This window comes from Actomonas spartinae (assembly GCF_051209155.1).
Classification (GTDB): domain Bacteria; phylum Verrucomicrobiota; class Verrucomicrobiia; order Opitutales; family Opitutaceae; genus Actomonas.
This window is the reverse complement of the sequence record NZ_JBPJGB010000003.1, coordinates 89,920-110,921: the sequence shown is the minus strand read 5'-3', so window position 1 is coordinate 110,921 and position 21,002 is coordinate 89,920. Positions and strand designations below refer to the sequence as shown.

At 63.2% G+C, this 21,002-nt stretch carries 17 protein-coding genes; 8 read left to right on the top strand and 9 right to left on the bottom strand.

Going from position 1 to position 21,002, the window contains the following annotated elements; translation table 11 throughout:
- Nucleotides 1–29: 29 nt before the first annotated feature.
- From AC0MRV_RS15475 to AC0MRV_RS15465, 3 genes are all read right to left on the bottom strand, one after another.
- A complete protein-coding gene (locus tag AC0MRV_RS15475) occupies nt 30–1,406 on the bottom strand; it encodes a sensor histidine kinase (RefSeq protein WP_472765400.1) in 1,377 nt (458 codons plus the stop codon).
- A gap of 177 nt (nt 1,407–1,583) precedes the next feature.
- Nucleotides 1,584–2,945 carry a sigma-54-dependent transcriptional regulator gene (locus AC0MRV_RS15470; RefSeq protein ID WP_472765399.1) on the bottom strand — a complete coding sequence of 454 codons (1,362 nt, stop codon included), beginning with the start codon at nt 2,943–2,945 and terminating at the stop codon, nt 1,584–1,586.
- Nucleotides 2,946–3,015: 70 nt separating this feature from the next.
- Nucleotides 3,016–3,342 carry a hypothetical protein gene (locus AC0MRV_RS15465; RefSeq protein ID WP_472765398.1) on the bottom strand — a complete coding sequence of 109 codons (327 nt, stop codon included), beginning with the start codon at nt 3,340–3,342 and terminating at the stop codon, nt 3,016–3,018.
- 354 nt (nt 3,343–3,696) lie between these two features.
- On the opposite strand from AC0MRV_RS15465, the gene glpK reads away from it, so the two are divergent.
- The 3 genes from glpK to AC0MRV_RS15450 are packed head-to-tail and all read left to right on the top strand — an operon-like array spanning nt 3,697 to nt 7,677.
- The gene (gene glpK, locus AC0MRV_RS15460; protein WP_472765397.1) at nt 3,697–5,205 is read left to right on the top strand and encodes a glycerol kinase GlpK; all 1,509 of its coding nucleotides are present in this window, start codon (nt 3,697–3,699) and stop codon (nt 5,203–5,205) included.
- The gene (locus tag AC0MRV_RS15455) at nt 5,202–6,806 is read left to right on the top strand and encodes a glycerol-3-phosphate dehydrogenase/oxidase (protein WP_472765396.1); all 1,605 of its coding nucleotides are present in this window, start codon (nt 5,202–5,204) and stop codon (nt 6,804–6,806) included. Before glpK ends, AC0MRV_RS15455 begins: the two co-directional genes overlap by 4 nt.
- A 13-nt stretch (nt 6,807–6,819) precedes the next feature.
- Nucleotides 6,820–7,677 (top strand): MBL fold metallo-hydrolase, encoded by an 858-nt coding sequence (locus AC0MRV_RS15450; protein ID WP_472765395.1) that lies wholly within the window; start codon nt 6,820–6,822, stop codon nt 7,675–7,677.
- A gap of 133 nt (nt 7,678–7,810) precedes the next feature.
- Here AC0MRV_RS15450 and AC0MRV_RS15445 read toward each other — a convergent pair whose 3' ends face one another.
- From AC0MRV_RS15445 to AC0MRV_RS15430, 4 genes are all read right to left on the bottom strand, one after another.
- Nucleotides 7,811–8,188, bottom strand: coding sequence for a response regulator (locus tag AC0MRV_RS15445; protein ID WP_472765394.1), 378 nt, complete (start codon nt 8,186–8,188; stop codon nt 7,811–7,813).
- A gap of 12 nt (nt 8,189–8,200) precedes the next feature.
- Nucleotides 8,201–9,991: a glutamine--tRNA ligase gene (gene glnS / locus AC0MRV_RS15440; RefSeq protein ID WP_472765393.1), complete on the bottom strand. Its 1,791-nt coding sequence runs from the start codon at nt 9,989–9,991 to the stop codon at nt 8,201–8,203.
- A 64-nt stretch (nt 9,992–10,055) separates the two neighbouring features.
- Nucleotides 10,056–11,795: a putative manganese-dependent inorganic diphosphatase gene (locus tag AC0MRV_RS15435; protein ID WP_472765392.1), complete on the bottom strand. Its 1,740-nt coding sequence runs from the start codon at nt 11,793–11,795 to the stop codon at nt 10,056–10,058.
- Between the two features lie 125 nt (nt 11,796–11,920).
- Nucleotides 11,921–12,688: a type II secretion system protein gene (locus AC0MRV_RS15430; protein ID WP_472765391.1), complete on the bottom strand. Its 768-nt coding sequence runs from the start codon at nt 12,686–12,688 to the stop codon at nt 11,921–11,923.
- A gap of 114 nt (nt 12,689–12,802) precedes the next feature.
- On the opposite strand from AC0MRV_RS15430, the gene ilvE reads away from it, so the two are divergent.
- The 4 genes from ilvE to AC0MRV_RS15410 all read left to right on the top strand — a co-directional run bounded on the left by ilvE (nt 12,803) and on the right by AC0MRV_RS15410 (nt 18,039).
- Nucleotides 12,803–13,669: a branched-chain-amino-acid transaminase gene (gene ilvE / locus AC0MRV_RS15425; RefSeq protein ID WP_472765390.1), complete on the top strand. Its 867-nt coding sequence runs from the start codon at nt 12,803–12,805 to the stop codon at nt 13,667–13,669.
- Between the two features lie 210 nt (nt 13,670–13,879).
- Complete coding sequence (locus AC0MRV_RS15420; protein WP_472765389.1) at nt 13,880–14,389, top strand: UvrB/UvrC motif-containing protein; 510 nt, start codon at nt 13,880–13,882, stop codon at nt 14,387–14,389.
- Entirely contained in the window at nt 14,389–15,483 is a 1,095-nt protein-coding gene (locus AC0MRV_RS15415) for a protein arginine kinase (RefSeq protein WP_472765388.1), read from the top strand. Before AC0MRV_RS15420 ends, AC0MRV_RS15415 begins: the two co-directional genes overlap by 1 nt.
- A 30-nt stretch (nt 15,484–15,513) precedes the next feature.
- On the top strand, nt 15,514–18,039 hold the full coding sequence (locus AC0MRV_RS15410) for an ATP-dependent Clp protease ATP-binding subunit (protein ID WP_472765387.1): 2,526 nt from the start codon (nt 15,514–15,516) through the stop codon (nt 18,037–18,039).
- 131 nt (nt 18,040–18,170) lie between these two features.
- Here the strand turns inward: AC0MRV_RS15410 and AC0MRV_RS15405 are convergent, their stop codons facing one another.
- Nucleotides 18,171–19,148: a hypothetical protein gene (locus tag AC0MRV_RS15405; protein ID WP_472765386.1), complete on the bottom strand. Its 978-nt coding sequence runs from the start codon at nt 19,146–19,148 to the stop codon at nt 18,171–18,173.
- A 55-nt stretch (nt 19,149–19,203) separates the two neighbouring features.
- A complete protein-coding gene (gene hpt / locus AC0MRV_RS15400) occupies nt 19,204–19,788 on the bottom strand; it encodes a hypoxanthine phosphoribosyltransferase (protein WP_472765385.1) in 585 nt (194 codons plus the stop codon).
- Nucleotides 19,789–19,906: 118 nt separating this feature from the next.
- Here hpt and AC0MRV_RS15395 point away from each other — a divergent pair, with 118 nt between their 5' ends.
- A complete protein-coding gene (locus tag AC0MRV_RS15395; protein WP_472765384.1) occupies nt 19,907–20,977 on the top strand; it encodes an ABC transporter ATP-binding protein in 1,071 nt (356 codons plus the stop codon).
- The last annotated feature ends 25 nt before the right edge of the window (nt 20,978–21,002 follow it).

Sequence of the window (21,002 nt, the reverse complement as noted above, 5' to 3'; positions counted from 1 at the left end):
AGCCGGAACATTCTGTCGCGCCGGATGGGTCAAGCGGGGAGTCGCAGCAGGGCGACGCAGCCGGAGGCATCCTTGCGGTTTTGCAGGGTAAGTTCGCCGTCGTGGTTTTCCGCGATCTGGCGGCAGAGGACCAGGCCGATACCGGAGCCGGTGGATTTGGTCGTGTAGAACGGGACGAAGAGATTGGTGGCCTGCGCGATGCCGTGCCCGCTGTCGGTCACGCGAAATTCGATGAAGCGCCCGGTCTGGGCCCAGGAGACCCGCACGCTGCCGGGCGGCGGCGGCGTAGGCGGGGCGCTGTTTTCGTCGTCGTCCGGCTGGGAGGCTTCGAGGGTCGCTTCGACGGCGTTCTTGATCAGGTTGATCAGGACCTGCTCGATCTGGGCTCCGTCGCAGGGCACGGTGATTTCCGGGCCTTCGTCGACGACGACTTCGAGGCGCAGTTCGAGTTTCACCACTTGGTGCACGAGCGGGCGGACTTCGCAGGGCGACTTCACCGGCTTGGGCAGTTTGGCGAGTCGCGAGTAGGCCTGCATGAAGCGGCCGAGGCCTTCGGCGCGGTTGGCAATGATGTCGAGGCCGCCGCGGAGATCGTCCTCCCAATCATCGGCGCGCTGCGGACGCTTGAGCATACTGCCCAGACTGCCGGCGATCGATTTGATGGGCGCGAGCGAGTTGTTGAGCTCGTGGCCGAGCACCCGCACGAGGCGCTGCCAGGCTTTAAGCTCCTCTTCGCGCAGGGCTTCGCTGAGGTCGGCCACGACGACGAGTTCGTGCGGTAGTCCACCCTCGCGAAACTGCGTGCGGCGCATGCCCCAGCGACCGGTGCCGCCGGGGAAAGTCGTGTGCGCCAGGACGCCGTTGGGTGGGCCGTCGATGCATTCGCCGAGGCCGATGTCGTGGGCGGAGCGACCGAGGATTTTTTCGGCCGGCGAGGCGAGCAACTCCTGCCCGGAACGATTCACGAGGCGCAGGATTCCGTCGTCGTCGAAGGCGAAGATGGCGACGTCGATTTCTTCCATCACCGTGCGCAGGAGGGCGGTCGCCTCCATGGCGCCGAGGCGCTGCGCGCGCAGGATGGAGCCGAGGAAGTTGATCTCGGTCATCACGTCGCCCATCGGGTTCTCGCGATTGGCGCCGCGCGCGCGGATGGAGAAGTCGCCCTCACGCAGAGCGGAAAGCAGGTTGGCCATGGTCTGCAGCGAGCGCACGACGCGGCTCTGCACGGAGAAGGCGAAGCCGATCCAAAAACCGAAGATGAGCAGCGAGAGCGTCCACTGCACCTTGGGTTGCTGGTCGCCGACCATCCACAGGTGATACATCGCCACCAAGACGGCCGGCAACCCGCCGAGGAACACGCCGATGAGGACATGTTGATCGTGGGTCAGGCGGCTACGCTTTTTCATTGCCGCAAAAATGCACAAAAGGCGCCCAAAAGAGGAGGAACGGCCGTCGACTGGAGGTGAGGCGGCAGCGAACGCGGATAGGCAACGTCAGAGGGGCGGGGGTTGAGCGGTTAGCCGGTCTCAAGGGAACTGAATTCAAAGGTTCTTGTGCCTTTTGCGCCTTTTTGCGGCCACTCCTCAGAGGCCGTATTTTTCGAGGCGGCGGTAGAAGGCGGAGCGGGAGAGGCCTAGTTCTTCGGCGGCGCGGCGGGCGTTGCCGTCGCAGCGGGCGAGGGTCTTCTTAATCAGATAGGCTTCCACTTCCTCGATGCTCATGTCCTCGATCTGCGGGGTGGTCTGGCCGGCGTTGAGGCCGAGGTCGGCGGCTTTGATGACCTTGCCCTGGGCCATGAGGCAGCCGCGTTCGACGGCGTGATCGAGTTCGCGGACGTTGCCGGGCCAGGAGTAGCCGCGCATGGCATCCATGGCCGACGTATCGAAACCGGTGATACCCTTGTTGTAGCGCTTCACGTGCATCTTGAGGAAGAATTGGGCGAGCAGCTCGATGTCCTCGCGGCGTTCGCGCAGGGGCGGCAGGTGCAGGTGAATGGTGTTGAGGCGGAAGAGCAGGTCCTGGCGGAACTTGCCCTCGTTGACCTGCTGCTGGAGATCGGCGTTGGTGGCCGAGATGAGGCGGACGTTGGCGCGGTAGGTGCGGGAGGAACCGACGCGCTCGAACTCACCGGTCTCGAGGGTGCGCAGGATCTTGGCCTGTTGGGAAAGCGGGATGTTGCCGATCTCGTCCATGAACAGCGTGCCGCCGTCGGCGAGTTCGAAGCGACCGGCGCGGTCGGCTTTGGCGTCGGTGAAGGCGCCGCGCACGTGGCCGAAGAGTTCGCTCTCGAAAATGCCTTCGGGCAGGCCTCCCATATTGACGGAGATGAAGGGATCGGTGCTGCGCGAGGAAACGGCGTGGAGGGCGCGGGCAACGACGCCTTTGCCGGTGCCGTTTTCGCCCGTGATGAGAATGTTGGCGTCGGAGGGGCCGACGCGGGCGATGACGTCGAGCACCGGGCGCATGGCGACGGACTCGGCGATGAGGGTGGGGCCGCCTTCCTTGCCGCGGAGGATCTGGTTCTCCTGTTCGAGACGGCGATAGGCGCGGACGGCGCTGCCGAGCTCGACCTGGTTTTTGACAATGGCGAGCAGGCGCGGGTTGTCCCAGGGTTTGGTGACGAAGTCCTTGGCGCCGCGGCGCATGGCCTCGACGGCGACCTCGACGCTGGCCCAGGCGGTCATGACGACGACGGGCAGGTTGGCGTCGAGGTTTTGCAGCTTCTCGAGGAGCTCGAGGCCTTCGGCGCCGGAGGTCGTGTCACGAGCGTAGTTGAGGTCGATGAGGGCGAGGGCAAAGTCGCGGCTCTCGACGGCGCGCAGCACGGCGGCGGGTGATTTGACCGCGTCGATCTGATAACCCTCGCCCTTGAGCAGGAGCCGAAGCGCTTCAAGCACATCGGGTTGGTCGTCGGCGATGAGGATGCGAGGGGCGGCGGAAGGCATGGGCGATAGTGACCGGTTTGCGAAGTGGCGTGTCAAGCGGCGCGGGACGCCGCGGGGGGATCGGTGAGCGTTAGACCCGGGCGATGCTGCGGCGGGTGCGGCGATGGCGAGCGGTCCAGTTGACGGGCGTTTGATCCGAAACCGGCGAGGGGCTTGCGATGGCGAAAGCCTCGTCGGCGGGCAGGAGGATCGGCTTCACTGCGTCGGGTTCGTAGCGACGCATCGTCGGTGTGTAGTCGATTCGGAAGGTCGAGAGGACCAAGCCGCCGATGAAGGTGGCGAACGGAATGGCGAGCAGCAGCGGGGAGGCAACGAGGCCGCCGATCGTGGCGATGGCGATGGTAGCGACGATCGCCGCAACCGAGAGAAGGGTGGTGGTTTGGAGGATGTTTTTCATGATCGGAAGGAGGGTTGCTTCTTCCTTTGCACCGCCCGTGCCAAGTCTGGTTAAGAGTTGTTAGTCATTGTAGCGCAGTCGCTAAAGAGATTGGGCTATTTCTGGAGAAACAAACGAACCGGTTTCCATGGGCGACTGCGGGAACTCGGAATCCCATTTTTGAGACAGTTCTCTTGGATTTCAGGGCGAGGGCTGAGGGGCCGCGGATTACACGGCTAGCAACGGATGAAGGCCCGAAAGCTCCTGTGGATCCGCGTTGTCCGTGGCTGGATGAATCAAGGGCCATGAATCCTGAATAAAGAGAAAGATGGGGTGGCGGCTGACGGGTGATGGAACTTTATTTGACCTACCCCTATGAGTGATCCCCAGTTCCTCCTCGCGCTCGATCAGGGCACGACCAGTTCGCGCGCCATTGTGTTCAATCGGTCAGGACAAAAGGTCGCGACCGCCCAGTGCGAATTCGCCCAGCATTATCCCAAGCCCGGCTGGGTGGAACACGACGCGATGGAAATTTGGTCGACGCAACGGGCGGGGATGGAGGAGGCACTGGGGGAGGCAAAGCTGAGCGCGGAGGATGTTGCAGCGATTGGCATCACGAATCAGCGCGAAACGCTGGTGGTGTGGGACAAGGCCAGCGGCGAGCCGGTCGCTCCGGCAATCGTTTGGCAGGATCGGCGCACGGCGGATGACTGCGCGAAGTGGCGGAAGGCCGGGAACGAGCCACGCGTGACGGAGCTGACCGGGCTGCGGCTGGATCCGTATTTCACGGGATCGAAGTTGGCGTGGCTGCTGCGGGAGACGGCGGGGCTGCGCGAGCGCGCCGAGCGTGGTGAGGTGTTGGCCGGCACGATTGATACTTGGCTGCTGTGGAAGCTGACCGACGGCGCGGTGCATGCGACTGATGCGAGCAACGCCTCGCGCACCTTGCTCTGCAACATCGACACCGTCGATTGGGACAACGAGCTGCTGGAACTCTTCGATGTGCCGCGCGCGATGTTGCCGGAGGTGCGGGATTCATCCGGCGAGTTTGGCCGAGTGGCCGAAGGTCTGCCGGCCGCGGGCGTGCCGATTGCCGGCATCGCGGGGGATCAACAAGCGGCATTATTTGGGCAGGCTTGTTACGAGAAAGGCATGGCCAAGAACACCTACGGCACCGGCTGTTTTCTGCTGATGCAAACGGGGCGGCAGCGCGTGGCCTCGCAAAACAATTTGCTGACCACGGTGGCGTGGCGAATTGGTGGCGAGACGGAATACGCGTTGGAAGGCTCAGTCTTTGTCGCCGGTGCGGCGGTGCAGTGGGTGCGCGATGAGCTCAAGCTGGTGCAGAGCGCCGAGGAGTTGAGCGAGTTGGCGGGCTCGGTGCCGGACGCCGGAGGTTCGGTGTTGGTGCCGGCCTTCGCGGGGTTGGGCGCGCCGCATTGGGATCCGTATGCGCGGGGTTCCTGGGTCGGGCTGACGCGCGGCACCAATCGGGCCCAGCTCTGCCGGGCGGTGCTGGAAAGCATCGCGCTGCAAAGTGCGGATCTTGTGGAGGCGATGATCCAGGACAGCGGACTTGAGCTGAAGGAACTACGGGTGGACGGCGGCGCCACGCGGAGTGATGTGCTGATGCAGATCCAGGCCGACCTGCTCGGCACCGAAGTTGTGCGTCCGCGGGAAACCGAAACCACGGCGCTTGGCGCGGCCTATTTGGCCGGCTTGGGAGTCGGGCTTTGGCGGGACCGCAGCGAGATCGCGGCGCAATGGGCGGAAGACCGGGTGTTTCGGCGGGAAGGCGACGGGGAAAACTATCGCGCACTGCGGCGCGACTGGGCGCGCGCGGTGGAGCGGTCCAAAGCCTGGGCGAAGGAGGATGACGCGTGAGCAACACGGGGTTCACGCGGGAGGCGCAAGTGGCCACGCTGCGCGAGACGGATAGGTTCGACGTGTTGATCATTGGCGGGGGCGCCACCGGCCTCGGCGTGGCGGTGGATGCGGCGAGTCGCGGGCATCGGGTGGCCTTGGTGGAAGCCGCAGACTTCGCCAAAGGCACGTCGAGTCGTTCCACAAAACTGGTGCACGGTGGCGTGCGCTATTTGAAGCAAGGCAATGTGGCGCTGGTGCTGGAGGCCTTGCGCGAGCGTGGGCGGTTGGCGCGGAACGCGCCGCACCTCGTGCGCGACCAAGCCTTTGTGATTCCGGTCTACCGCTGGTGGGAAGGGCCGTTTTATGGAATTGGCATGAAGGTCTACGACGGGCTCGCTGGGCGGTTGGGACTGGCGCCGTCGCAGTGGTTGTCGACCGAGGAAACCTTGGCGCGAATCCCGACGGTGGAGCCGCGGGGGCTTGACGGTGGGGTGGTGTATCACGATGGACAATTTGACGACGCGCGCATGGCGGTGCACTTGGCCATGACGGCGGTGGAACAGGGCGCGAGCGTGGTGAACTATTGTCGTTGTGTGGGGCTACTCAAATACGACGGGCAGGTGGTGGGGGCGCGACTGCGCGACGAGGAACGTGGCGACACGTTCGAGGTCCAGGCCAAGGCGGTGGTGAACGCGACGGGCGTGTGGGTGGATGAACTGCGGCAGCAGGACGACACGACGGCAAAGCGGATGGTGGCGGTGAGTCAGGGCGTGCACCTGGTGTTGCCCCGCCGCTTCCTGCCGGGCGATGCGGCGGTGATGGTGCCGAAGACGAGTGACGGTCGCGTGTTGTTCGCGGTGCCGTGGCATGACCGGGTGGTGGTGGGGACGACCGACACGCCGTTGCGCGAGGCCTCGGTGGAGCCGCGGGCGCTGGTGGAAGAGCGGGACTTCCTGATGGAACACGCGCGGGAATACCTCGCGGTTGATCCCACGCCGGAGGATGTGCTGAGCGTGTTTGCCGGGTTGCGACCCTTGGTGAAATCCGGCGATGCCGCCAACACGGCCGAGTTGTCGCGCGATCACACGGTGGTGGTGAGTCAGAGCGGCTTGATCACGGTGACCGGGGGCAAGTGGACGACTTATCGGAAGATGGCTGAGGATGTGACGGACCAGGTGGAGATGGTGGGGGGCTTGCCTGAACGCGCCTGCGTGACGGTCGACCTGCGCATCCACGGCGCGGATACAACGACTGAGCGCGATTTGGAGCTAGTCGACAGTTATGGCTCGGACCGCGCGGCGATGGAGGCCGTGGTCGCGGAATATGACGATGGCAGTGAACGCTTGACCGAGCGCCTGCCCTTTACGCGTGGCGAAGTGCGGTGGCAGGCGCGGCGGGAAATGGCCCGCACCGTTGAGGATGTATTGGCGCGGCGAACCCGGGCTTTGTTGCTGGATGCACGGGCGGCCATCGCAGCGGCACCGGTCGTGGCGCACCTCCTGGCGGAGGAGTTGGGCCGGGACGAGGCGTGGATGGCGACGCAGGTGGAAGCGTTTACTTCGCTGGCGCGTGGTTACGTGTTTACTGACGTCGCGAGTTGCGGATCGGCCCGGGATTGATTGCAGTGCGGGCATGAACTGCCCCCGCCTTTTTCCCGCCGCCCTGATTCTCGGAGTTTCCTCGCTGTTTGCGCAGGATGATTGGGAGGCGGTGGAGATGAAGGTGACGCCGCTGCGAGGTGGCGTGCACATGATCGAAGGGCGCGGTGGCAACATCGGTTTGCTGGTCGCCGACGACGGTGTTTTGATGGTGGACGACCAGTTCCTGCCGCTCGCCGGGAAGATCGAAGCCGCGATCGCCACGGTGAGCGACGCGCCGCTCAAATACGTTCTGAATACGCACCATCATGGGGACCACACTGGCAGCAACGAACATTTCGGCGCACACGCGACGATCGTGGCGCATGAGAACGTGCGGGCGCGCTTGAGTGGCGGTGAGGGCAAGCCGGCAGCGGCTTTGCCGGTTATTACGTTTGGGCACGACGCCACGGTGCATTTCGGGGGCGAGGATATCAGTTTGTTGCACCACGGTCCGGGGCACACCGATGGTGACAGCGTGATTCGCTTCAGCCACGCCAACGTGGTGCACATGGGAGACCTGTTCTTCAATGGCCGTTTCCCCTACGTCGACCTGAACAGCGGCGGTTCGATCGACGGTTATCTCGCGGCGGTGAGCGCGGTGGCTGATTCTGTTGATGATGGAACGCACATCATCCCCGGGCACGGCGCGCTGGCGACGAAGGCGGATCTGTTGAGCTATCGCGACATGATCCGGGAGACGGTTTCGCTCGTGCGCGAGGCAAAGTCGGCCGGGCAGAACATTGGCGACATCCTGCGCAGCGGCGTCATGGAACCGTGGGCGGAATGGGGGCAGGGTTGGATCACGACCGAGCGCTGGGTGCAGACGATCTTCAACGACGCGGAGCGATGAATCGACCGTTTTGTAGCCGGGCGCGGTGAGCCCGGTTGACACGCGATTACGGAGACCGGGGTCACCGACCCCGGCTACAGCAAACACCGACGACGAACTGGGGACGACGACCCCGGCTACAGCGGTGCGCTGCTCAGCCCTGATCGGACAGCACGGAGCGGATTGTGCTGAGCAGGACGGAGGGCGGGCAGGGCTTTGAGAGCGTCGCCTTGGCCCCGGCGGAATGGGCCAGTTGCAGGTAGTCAACCGCGCCGACGTGACCGCCGCCGGAGATGGCGATGATGGGCAGCGCGGGAGCTGACTTGCGTAACTCGAGGATGGTCTCGACGCCTTCCTTGTCGGGCATGAGCACGTCGGTGACGAGCAGATCGATGTCGCTGTTTTCGGCGATCAGTTTGATGGCCTCCTCACCGTTGCGGGCGGTGAGAACGTTGAAGCCGTTTTCGGTCAGAAAGAGGCGCTGGAATTCCAGCAGTTCATCATTGTCGTCGGCGATCAGGATGCGGGGCATGACTCGGGGGAGTTATTTGGACCAGGTGTCGCGGAGGGTGATGGTGCGGTTGAAAACCGGCGCGCCGGGTTGGCTTTCGACCCGGTCCGCGGCGAAATAGCCCATGCGTTCGAACTGGAAACACTGTTCAGGGGCGGCGGCGAGCAGGGCGGGTTCGACCTTGGCCGAAACGGTGACGAGCGAATCCGGGTTGAGCACGGAGGTGAAGTCCTCCTCGGCGCCGGGCTCGGCGACGGTGAAGAGACGATCGTAGAGACGCACGGTGGCGTCGACCGCATCGGCGGCGCTGACCCAATGGACGGTGCCCTTGACCTTGCGGTCGGCGTTGGGCTCGCCGCGCCGGGTGGTGAGGTCGGCGGTGCAGTGCACTTCGATCACCTTGCCGTTTTCGTCCTTCACGACGTCCTGATAGTCGATGATGCAGCCGTATTTGAGGCGGATACTGCCGCCGGGCTTGAGGCGACGGAATTTCGGCGGGGGCACTTCGGCGAAGTCCTCGGCTTCGATGTAAACCTCGCGGGTGAGATGGAGCGAGCGCGTGCCGAGGGAGTCGTCCTGCGGATGGTTCGGCGCTTCGCACGCGTAGCTTTCGCCGGGCTCGATGTTGGTCAGCACGACCTTGATCGGGTCGAGCACGGCGAGCCGACGTTCGGCTTTCGCGTTGAGTTCATCGCGGATGGCGCCTTCGAAAACGGCGGCTTCGGTGACACTTTCGAACTTGGTGATACCAATGCGGTAAGCGAAGTTGCGCACAGCGGCGGCGGGCACGCCGCGGCGACGCAGACCGGCGAGCGTGGGCATGCGCGGGTCATCCCAGCCGTTGACGTGCTTCTCCTGCACCAGGCGCATCAGGCGCCGCTTGCTGAAGAGCGTGTAGGCGAGGTTGAGCTTCGCGAACTCGTATTGGTGGGGCACGGCGCGCGGCAGTTCGAGCGCTTCCAGAATCCAATCGTAGAGCGGGCGGTGCACCACGAACTCAAGGGTGCAAATCGAATGGGTGATGCCTTCGAGGTAATCGCTCAGGCAGTGGGCGAAGTCATAAAGTGGATACACGCACCAACCCTTGCCGGCGTGGTGGTGGTCGACGTGGCGGATGCGGTAAAGGAGCGGGTCGCGCAGCCAGACATTGGGCGAGGCCATGTCGATCTTGGCGCGCAGGGTGCGGGCGCCGTCGGGGAACTCGCCGGCGCGCATGCGACGAAACAGGTCGAGGTTTTCTTCGATGGAACGATCGCGGTAGGGGCTGTTGCGACCGGGCTCGGTGGGCGGGCCGCGGTAGGCGTCGGTTTCTTCGGGCGTGAGGTCGCAGACAAAGGCCTTGCCCTTGAGAATGAGTTGCTCGGCGTAGGTGTAGAGCTGCTCAAAGTAGTCGCTGGCGAAGAAGGGTTCGATGGAGTCGGCCGCGGCACCGGCGGGGGCGGGTTCGGCGTAGAAGTCGGTTTTGCCGTCGAGCTCGCGGGTGACCGGTTTGTCGCCCTTGGTCTTTTCGCCCAGCACCTGATCGGCCCAACCGCCGATGAGCCAGCGGATATCGGCGGTGATGGAGTCGACGAATTCGGTGTCCTCTTTGATCGGATTGGTGTCGTCGAAGCGCAGGTTGCAACGGCCGTTGTTCTCGAGCGCGATGCCGAAATTGAGGCAGATGGACTTGGCGTGGCCGAGGTGCAGGTAGCCGTTGGGCTCCGGCGGGAAGCGGGTCACGATGCCGGTGTGGCGGCCGGCGGCGAGGTCGGCGGCGACGATGTCGCGAATGAAATCGGTCGGGTGGGCGGGAGCCGGGGTTTCGGCAGTGGAGTCACTCATGGATTGAGGGAAAGGGAATCGAGGAAGGGACGGACGCGGGCAGCGAGCGCGGGCAGAGTGGCGCTCAGGTGGTGGAGGGCGTGAAGGGCGCCTCGGTTTCGCCGCGCGCGGTGGGCACGGCGCCGTCGGCCTGCATTTCTTTCAGCACGCTGCCGAGGTAGGGGATGAGCTGCTTCTTGCGGCTCACGATGCCGGGCATGTCGAAGATCTCGTCCTTCTCGACGTGCGGGTGGTTGATGCGGTCGATGATCTCGGGGTCACCCTTGGCGAGGAGCAGGGAGTTCTGCGTGTTGATGTCGGTGATGAGCAGGCAGGCGAAGACCAGCTTCTCGTCGCGGCAGAGTTTGTCCAACGCATCGGCCAAAGGGCGGTGGTGTTGCCAAAAGTTGCCGAAACCGAGCTCCTCGACCTGCGAGACGGCGAAGCGCACCCCGTCCTCCTCGTAGATCTTGTGGTCGGAGCGGAGCACTTGGTCGGGCTTCATCGACAGGATGACGGAGCCGGAGGCGAAAATCTCGTCGGCGAGCTGCTTCGAATCCACGCCGGCAATTTGCGACAGCCACTGCAGAAGCTCCGCATCCTTTTCGGTCGAGGTCGGGCTGTGCAGGTGGAGCGTGTCGGAGATGATGCCGCTCATCATGATACCGGCGATCTCGGGGGTGGGCTCGATGTTGGACCGGCGGTAGAGGTCGGCGATGATGGAGCAGGTTGACCCGATGGGCTCGTTGATGAAGAAGATGGGGCGGGCGGTGTTGAGGGAGCCGAGCCGGTGGTGGTCGATGATCTCCTCGATCTCAACCTGATCGGCGCCGGGCACGGCCTGGGTCATCTCGTTGTGATCGACGAGGATGAGGCGACGTTTCACGGGGCGCAGCATGTCGGTCTTGGTGAGGATGCCGGCGAGCCGGCCGTCGTCGTTGAGCACCATGAAGGCCTGGGCATTGGACGCGGCCATCTTCTTGCGCAGGTCGCTCAAGCGGGTGTCGGGCGAGAGCGACGAAAACTTGGTCTGCACGAGCGGCTCGATGCTGGAGGCGGTGCGGATCGACCAGGAGGTGGTGGCGGTGTCGTGCGGGCTGGAGAGAATGGCCACGCCGGCCTCGCGGGCCTGCGAGATGACCTCCTCCTCGACGGGCAGGTTGCCGGTGATGATGAGGGCCCGGACACCGTTTTGGATGGAGCGCTGCTGGATGTCCCAGCGGTCGCCGACGACGACGAGCGAGCGATCGGACGGGATGTTCTCATCCTTCGAGACCTTCCAGAAGGAGCGCACATCCATGGCGCCGATGCGGACGAAAAGCTCTTCTTTCTCGTCGAGCCGAACGGGGTTGAGGACCTTGGCGCCGAGGGTGCGGGCGATGGCGCCGAGGCTGGTCACCACTTTGCGCATCTCCCGGGGGGCGCTGACCTTCGGAACGAAGAAGCCGCCGAGGTCGAAGATGGAGAGCTGGCCCCTCACGTAGCGCTCGTCGGAGATGACGGGGAGGACGCGCACGTCGTGGCGGTCGACAAGTTCCAAGGCTTCGGCGCAGGTCGAGTGGTCGGAGACAGAGACCACGTTTTCGATCATCACGTCGCGGACGCGCGGCGTGACGTCGGTGATGTAAATCGGCGCGGGTTGTTTGAAGCGCGACAGGATGGTGTCGATGCGAGCGTTGGTGTTACCGCAACGGGCCGCGACGTAGCCGGTGTGTCCTTGAGCATGTTTGAGCGCGGCATAAGCGATGGCGGAGCAGACCGCATCGGCATCGGGATTGCGGTGACCTATGATGTATGTGTGAGGCGCGTTGGGAGCTGCGGTCATGTAGGTGTGTTTAGCGCGGGATCGTGCAAGGGCCCGGGAAGTCAGTAAACGGTTAATTGTAAAACAAAAAGCCCGGCCACAAGTGCCGGGCGTGGAAAGCAAGGGGGGCGACCGGGGGCGCTGGATCAGGGGCCCGGCAGGGCAGTGGTGCCGTTGGGGCTGGCGATGCCGTTGGCGGAGTCAATGCCAAGGATGCGCACGTCGCTGCGATTGGGCACGGCTTGGCGAAGGTTGGAGGTGGGCTTGCCGGTGTTGGAGATCAGGGCGTTGTCCAGAGAAGCGTAAAATTCGACGTTGCCGCCGAGGAAAACGACGTAACCGCCTGTGCCGCCGTAGACACCGCGGTTGGGGTCGTCTTCGGCGGAGCCTTGGTCGGCCCACGTGCCATCCGTGCGCAGGCCGCGGGTGAAGGCGACCGGGGTGGTGGGCGGGTCGCCGGCGCGCAGGCCGGCCACGACGTTCCAAGAGAGGGTGCCGAGAGCCGTGAGCTCGGTGTTGAGCGTGGGGGGGGAGGTCACATCGGGGTCTAGCACCGTCAGCGGGAGTGCGGCGGGGTCGACGGCGCTGTCGAGTTTGGAGACGAGTAGTGTCGGGTCGTTGAGACCGCCGTAACGCGCGAGTTGGCCGAACCACTGCCAATAGGCCTGGTTGGTGCCGCCGACGGGCCGGCTGGACTGGGCGGGGTTGGGCAGGGCGTCGCGATTGGCGGTCGAGTAAAGCATGGCGGCCTTGCCGATTTGGCTCAGGTTACTGCCGTCGACGGCCCGTTGGGCCGAATCCCGGGCGCCGCCCATCGAGGGGATGATGATGGCGGCGAGGATACCGATGATGGTGATCACGGTGAGCAACTCGATGAGCGAGAAGCCCGCGGAAGAGCGGCGATTGAGTGTCATCGGAAGGGCGGGGTTCCTGCGTTACAGTCGCTTATCGGGGCGACCGGAACACAAGAAGAAAGTCCGCGCCGAGCTGGACAATTGCGCGACGCTCTTCCTAGCGTCCGGCCACCTATGAAAGTTTACCTCGACGGCCAATTGGTGGATTCGGCGGATGCCAAGATTTCCGTGTTCGATCACGGACTCCTTTATGGAGACGGTATTTTCGAGGGTATTCGAATTTATGACGGCAATGTCTTCCGCCTGGAAGAGCACTTGGAGCGCTTCGAATACTCAGCCAAGGCGATCCTGCTCAAGATGCCGTGGAGTCGCCAGGAAATCAGTGACGCAGTTTGCGACACGTGCCGCGCCAACGGTCTCAAGGATGGTTACATCCGCCTCGTGGCCACCCGCGGCAAGGGCGACCTCGGTTTGTCTCCGTGGCTGTGCCCGAAACCCTCGCTCTTCGTCATCGCCGACAAGATCAAACTCTACCCGCAGGAGCACTACGACAACGGTCTGGCCATCGTCACGGTGCCGACCCGCCGCATGAACCCGGCGGCGCTGAGCCCGGCGATCAAGTCTCTCAACTACCTGAACAACATCATGGCCAAAATGGAGGCGCAGCAGTTTGGCGCGCTTGAGGCCATCATGTTGAACGACCAAGGCATGGTGGCGGAGTGCACCGGCGACAATGTCTTCATCGTCCACAAGGGCAAAATCTACACGCCTTCGGCCCAGCAAGGCGCGCTGCGCGGCATCACCCGCGACGCGATCTTCGATCTCGCGACCAAGTTGGGCGTGCCGATCGAGGAACATGATCTCACCCGCTACGACATTTGGAACGCCGACGAGTGCTTCCTCACCGGCACGGGGGCCGAGGTCATTCCGGTCGTCAAGTTGGACGGCCGCGAGATCGGTTCAGGCACGCCGGGCCCGATCTTCAAGCAGATCCTCGACGCCTTCCGCCAGCTGGTCCGCGAGGACGGCACCAAGCTCTGATCGCAGTCACGGCACCTGTGCCAGCACGGCGCACGAGGTGTGACAGGACCGACCCGATTGGCGCGGTTCTGGGACCGTGTATTAATCTCATGCGTGGGCCTTGCCACCTAGGCGAGGAGTGGCATGATGTTTGCAGACGGCGGGAATCGTGAGCCTTCGCTGAATTCCCGGTAGACTGTCGCTCCACCTTTTCCCAATTTTTACACCAACATGGCTAGTCCGCTCAAATGCGACCTCTGTGACAATCCCGCGACCGTGCACCTCACGCAGATCGTGAATCATAAGGTCCACAAGGTCGACTTGTGTGAGTCCTGTGCGCAAGCGAAGGGGGTCACCGACCCAAGTGGTTTCTCGCTCGCCGACCTGCTGCTCAAGGCCTCGCTCAACCCCGAGCCGACCGCGCCGGCCGGGCTGCGTTGTGAGCAGTGCGGCTACGCGCCGGAGGACTTCAAGAAGACCGGTCGTTTTGGCTGCCCGCAGTGCTACGAGACCTTCACCGATTTGTTGGAGCCCATGCTGGACAACATGCACAAGGGCACGCTCCACACGGGCAAAGTTCCCGACCGCGCGCTGCAGCGCAAACAACTGCACGATCGCCTGCATGAGCTCGAATCCGAACTGCAGAGCGCGATCAAGGCGGAGCGCTACGAAGATGCCGCCAAGTTCCGCGACGAAATCGTGCAAGTCCGCCAGGAAGCCGGCCTCACCACCACCAGCTGATGCCCCTCGACATCGACAAACTTCTCTCCGCCCGCGCGGAACTGACCGACAACGCCACGACCAAATGCCCGGTGGTGCTGATGACCCGCATCCGGCTGGCCCGCAACTTGGCCGCGCATCGTTTCCCGGGCCGGGCCGACGTCGCGGAGCGGAAAGAGGTCTTCGCCCAATGCAAGGAGGCTGTGCTGGGCACGAGTCCGATGAAACGCGGCTTCAGTGTCGCGGTCGATGAACTCAAGTCGCTGCATCGCCAGGTTTTGGTGGAGCGTCATTTGGTCAGTCGCGAACTCGTGGAAAGCAAGGCCGGCGCCGGTGCGGTCATCAACAAGGATCAAAGCGTCTCGGTGATGATCAACGAGGAAGACCACCTTCGTATCCAAGTTCTGCGCAACGGCTTCCAACTCAAGCGCACGTGGACTGCGATCGACAACCTCGATTCCGCGATCGAAGCCGAACTTGATTACGCCTTCTCGCCCAAGCTGGGCTATATGACGGCCTGTCCGACGAATCTTGGCACCGGCATGCGCGCCTCCGCCATGATGCACCTGCCGGCCCTCGTGATCGCCGGTCAGATGGAGAAGGTGGTGCGCGCGGTGAACCAGCTCGGCATGGTCGTGCGCGGCCTGTTCGGTGAAGGTTCCGACGCGAGCGGCAGCATGTTCCAGATCTCCAATCAGACCACGCTCGGCGAGTCGGAGCTGGATATTGTCAAGCGCTTGCAAAACGTTCTCCAGTCGATTGTTGAGCACGAACTCAATGCCCGCGCAAAGCTCCTCGAGAGCGATCCGGCCAAATTGCCCGACAAAATCGGTCGCGCCTACGGAATCCTGAAGCATGGGCATGTAATAAGCTCATCCGAGGCGATGAACTTGCTCTCGCTGGTGCGGCTCGGCGTCGATCTGGGCTACCTTCCGGACGAACACCGCACGGTCGTCGACCGGCTCTTCATCGAGGCTCAGCCGGGCCACATTCTGCACCGGGCGGAAAAGCCGAAGCTAGAATCTGATGAACGAGACCGGCTTCGTGCCGATCTATTAAGGTCTGAGTTTGCCAATTTCCCGACTCCCGGCTACTCCAAGCCCGGGATTAATTGATTTTCCCAAAACCCTTTCATGTCTGAGCCGATGAATAATTTCACACCACGAGCCCAACAAGTCCTGGCCTTGGCCAGAAAGGAGGCCGACCGCTTCAACCACAACTACGTGGGCACGGAGCACATCCTGCTTGGTTTGATCAAGCTGGGCCAGGGCGTGGCAGTGAGCGTGTTGCAGAAGATGGGCTTGGACCTCGAGACCGTGCGCGGCGCGGTCGAAAAGCAGGTTGGCACCGGCACCGAGTCCAAAACCCAGGGCAGCATCCCTTATACGCCCCGCGTGAAGAAGGTCCTCGCGCTCGCCGGCAAGGAGGCCAAGGCCCTCAACCACTCCTACGTCGGCACCGAGCACATCCTGCTCGGCCTACTCCGCGAAGGTGAGGGGGTCGCCGCCCGCGTGCTCAAGTCCCTCGACATCGACATCGAGCGCACCCGCAACGAGATCCTCCGCGAGCTCGATCCACAGTTCTCCGGTGGCGAAAATGACCCGGGCGCCGAAGAGGCCGCCGCTCCGTCCCCGCGGGGCGGAGGTGACGACAAGAAGGACGTCAAGACGCCCGCGCTCAAAGCTTTTGGTCGCGACCTCACCGAACTCGCTCGCAAGGGTGAACTCGATCCGGTGGTTGGTCGTAAGCACGAGATTCGTCGCGTCATCCAAATCCTCTGCCGCCGCACCAAGAACAACCCGGTGCTCATCGGTGAAGCCGGTGTCGGCAAAACCGCCATCGTTGAAGGTCTGGCCCAAGAGATCTCCAGCGGCATCGTGCCGGAAATCCTCTTGGACAAGAAGGTCATCACCCTCGACCTCGCGCTCATGGTTGCCGGCACCAAATACCGCGGCCAGTTCGAGGAGCGCATCAAGGCCGTGATGGACGAGATCAAGCGCGCCAAGAACATCATCCTCTTCATCGACGAGCTGCACACCATCGTGGGGGCCGGCGCCGCCGAAGGCGCGATGGACGCGTCCAACATCTTCAAGCCCGCGCTGTCTCGCGGTGAGCTCCAGTGCATCGGTGCGACCACCCTCAACGAGTATCGCAAATACATCGAGAAGGACAGCGCCCTCGATCGCCGCTTCCAGTCCGTTAAGGTCGAGCCGCCGTCCGTCGAAGACACGGTCACGATCCTCAAGGGCATCCGCGGCAAGTATGAGGATCACCACAAGGCGATCTTCACCGATCTCTCGCTCGAGACGGCCGCCAAGCTTTCCGATCGCTACATCACCGGCCGCTTCCTGCCTGACAAGGCCATCGACGTCATGGACGAAGCCGGTGCCCGCGCCCGGATCTCTTCGCTCAATCGACCGCCGGAACTCGAAGATCTCGCCAAGGAGATCGAAGAGGTCTGTGCCAAGAAGGAAGAGGCCATCGCCGGCCAGCACTTCGAGGAAGCCGCCCAGTTCCGTGATAAAGAGAAGCAGCTCCGCGCCAAGCAGGAGGAAGTCACCGAGACTTGGAAGAAGGAGCGCGAAGAGAACAAGATCACCATCGACGAGGACCTCATGATGCAGGTCGTCGCCGACTGGACCGGCATCCCGCTCTCCCGCATGGAGAAGAAGGAAACCGAGCGTCTGCTGAACCTCGAAAACGAGATCCAAAAGGTCGTCGTCGGTCAGGAGGTCGCCGCCAAGGCCATCGCCCGCGCGCTGCGTCGCTCCCGCGCCGATCTCAAGGATCCGCGTCGTCCGATCGGCTCGTTCATGTTTGTTGGTCCGACCGGTGTCGGTAAGACCGAGACGGCCAAACAACTTGCCGCCCAGATGTTCGGCAACCAGGACGCGCTCGTGCAGATCGACATGAGCGAATACATGGAGAAGTTCGCCGTCTCCCGCCTCGTCGGTTCGCCTCCCGGCTACGTCGGATACGAGGAAGGCGGGCAGCTCACCGAGGCTGTGCGTCGCAAGCCGTATTCGGTCATCCTCTTCGACGAAATCGAGAAGGCGCACCCGGATGTGCTGCAATTGCTCCTCCAGATTTTGGAAGACGGTCGTCTGACCGACTCGCTTGGCCGCCAAGTCGACTTCCGCAACACCATCATCATCATGACCTCCAACGTCGGCGCTTCGCTCCTGCAGCGTCAGACCTCGATGGGTTTCGCCGCCGCCAGCGGCAGCTTCTCGGACATGGAAATGATGCGTGAGAAGGTGCTCGAGGAAGCCAAGCGTGTCTTCAAGCCGGAGTTCCTGAACCGCATTTCCGACATCATCTTCTTCCGTCCGTTGGAGAAGAGCGACCTGGTCAAGATCGTCGAAATCGAAGTCAAGAAGTTCGCCAGCCGCCTTACCGAACGGAAGATCACCCTCGAGTTCACCGAGGAGGCCAAGACGCTGCTCATCGACAAGGGCTACGACGAAAAGTATGGCGCGCGTCCGCTGCGCCGAGCTGTCGAGCACTACCTTGAGGATCCGTTGGCCGAGGCCATCATTCGTGGCACGGTCAAGGACGGCGAGCCGGTGCGCGTGGTGCGCAATGGCGACAAGCTTGAGTTCGAGGATATCGAACCCAGCGACCCGACGAGCTCGGCTGATGCCGATGCCGATGCCGAGGTCGGTTCCTAAGCGAATCTCCGCCGGAGTCCTTTCACGCAAAAGCCGCCCCGAATCGGGCGGCTTTTTTGTGGTGTCGTTCAATGCGCGGTCGCAGCGCTCTTAGTGGGACAGGCGTTCCTGTCTTTCTCTGTATTGGTGATTCAGCGGGAGCGCTGCTTCGTGCGATATTCGGGGCTGCGCATGAGTGCGTCGCGCACACGCGAAAAGCTCCAGTTGGCGCGCACCACGCGGTCGGTGTAGAAGCGCAGGCCGGCCGGGTCGGGTTCGCGTTCAAGCAAGTCGCGATAAATTTCGGTGATCTCGCGCGGCACGGTCACGGTGCGGTATTCGGTGCTGCGTTCGAATTCCTTGCGCAGGCGGGCTTCGTCCCAGCCGCGGTCCTGCATGATGCCGACGTAGGTTTGCAGGCCCTGCGGGTCGGCATCGCGACCAAGAATGTCCTGGTAGGCGCGTCGCACGACGGCTTCGGTTTCACGCTGACGGCGTTCATGGGCACGTGCTTCGGCGCGACGCTGGCGTTCCAATTCGCGCTGGCGCTCACGTTCGCGTTCCCACTCGCGTTCGTGAGGGGAGTGCGAATGGCGGTCATCGTTCCGGTCCCAATCCCGGTCCCGGTCGCCACGGTGAGCATCGCCATGGCGATCGTCATCATCCCGGCGGTCACCGCGGTGGGCGCGATCATCCTGGTCGCGGTCGTTACGGTCCCGGTCGCCGCGGTTGCGGCCCCGTTGTTCGCGTTCCCGCACGATCACTGACGAAAGGTTGTTGCCCCAATCCTCCTCGCCGGAAACGAGATGGATGCGGTCGAGCGCCGGTGAACTGCTCTGGAGGGTGATGTGGTCTCCTTTGAAGTCGCGGTATTCGAAGAGCGTCACCTCGGCATCGCCCTCGATGAGGACAGAGGACACCCGATTGTTGGCATTGCGCCCACTGGGGAAGCGCTGAAAGCGGAAGTCGTCGATCTGCTCGCCGGGCTCCAGTTCGATCCGTTCGCCAGTGTAGTGATTCCCAGAGAAGAGGATCACCCGCGGTGCCGGACGTTCATCGTGATCGCCGCGCTGGGCGAATCCCAGTGAGACGCTTAAGGTGAGCAGGACGGCGGTGAGTGAAGCTTTCATAGTCCTTGAGACGTTGGAACGTCGAGGACTATTCAAAACTTCGGCGCGGGCGGCGTCAGGCCCATTCCGGCGGATTCTGCAGATCCGGTTTCAGGACACCGATGCAGGGCAGGTTGCGGTAGCGCTCGGCGAAATCGAGGCCGTAGCCGACCACAAATTTGTCCGGGATCTCGAAGCCCACAAACTCGGCGTCGAACGGCACTTCGCGGCGGCCCTTCTTATCGAGCAGGACGCAGGTCTTTACGCTGGCCGGGTTCAGCTTTTTGATGACGTTGGTGACCATGGCCAGGGTCTTGCCGGTATCGAGGATGTCGTCGATGAGCAGGACGTGGCGATTGGTGATGTCGAGGGTCAGGCTGTGGACGAGCTTCGGCTTGCCGATCGACTTGGTCTCGTTGCGGTAGCTGGAGATGCGGATGCAGTCCAAGCGCACCGGATTCGGAATGGCGCGCAGGAGATCGGCGGTGAAGAGGATGGCGCCATTGATGATGGAAATAACGGTGATCTCCTCCTCGCCATCGCCGTAGGTTTGCTGAATCTCCAGCCCGAGCTTTTTGATGCGTCGTTTGATCGACGCTTCGGATACGAGAATGGTCTCGAGGTCTGCGTGAGCGGGATGGATCTTCAACGTGCTAGCCATGCCGAGCGATGGAGCAGCATCGGTGCCGTGCGCGCAAGGGCAGAGGGTCGTTGGGAAAGGTTATTTACTTTGACTAGGCATAGGGCCGCTCGTTGCCTGCGAGTCAGCTCCGCGCGGCATGATTTCAATCCAAGTTGACCAGTTGACCAAGCGGTTCGGCACCACGGTGGCGCTCCACCAGTTGAACCTGCGTATAGAACCCGGCGAGTTGTTCTTTCTTCTGGGCCCGAGTGGCTGTGGGAAGACGACTTTGCTGCGAAGCCTGGCCGGGTTCTACATCCCGGAGGCTGGCACGATTCGCTTCGGTGACGAAGACGTGACGCGGCTGGAGCCGCACAAGCGAAACACTGGCATGATGTTTCAAAGTTACGCGCTGTGGCCGCACATGACCGTGGCGCAGAATGTCGCGTTCGGTTTGGAGGAACGCAAGGTGCCGAAAGCCGACATCAAGCGACGGGTGGGGGAGGCGCTGGAATCGGTGCGCATGAGCGCCTACGCCGAGCGCTCGCCGAATCAACTCTCCGGTGGTCAGCAGCAACGCGTGGCGTTGGCGCGTGCACTGGTGATCCGGCCGCGTTGCTTGTTGCTCGACGAACCGCTCTCGAATCTCGACGCCAAACTCCGACTCGAGATGCGCACCGAGATCCGGCGCGTGTGCAAAGAGTTTCAACTCACCACGGTCTACGTCACCCACGACCAGAAGGAGGCCCTCTCGATCTCGGACCGCATGGCGATTCTGGAAAGCGGTCACATCCTTCAGGTGGGCGCTCCGCAGGAGGTGTATCGCCGCCCGCGTCGCAAGACAGTGGCACATTTCATCGGCGAGACCGACTTGATTGAGGGCACCTTGGTTTCGCGCGATGGCGATACCGCGGTCGTCGACACCGCGGTCGGGCGTTTTCACGGGGTGCTGGGCGACCCGGCGGAGAACCCCGCGCAGGGCGCCGCGGTGACCTTGTCGATCCGGCCGGAGTGCTGGTCGTTGCGCGACAAGGGCGGCGACATCAACGCGGTCGCCGGGCGGATCGGCGAGTCGGTTTACCTCGGTGAGGTCGCCCAGTATGACTTCGTGTCCAACGGCCAAACCCTCAAGGTCTACGAGCTCAATCCGCGCCACGTGGCTGGCGCGGGTGACGGTCAACTTTACGCCCACGTCGAGTCGCAGGACGTGGTGGTCCTGACCGCGTAACCCTCGGCGTCGAGACGCAGTCCGG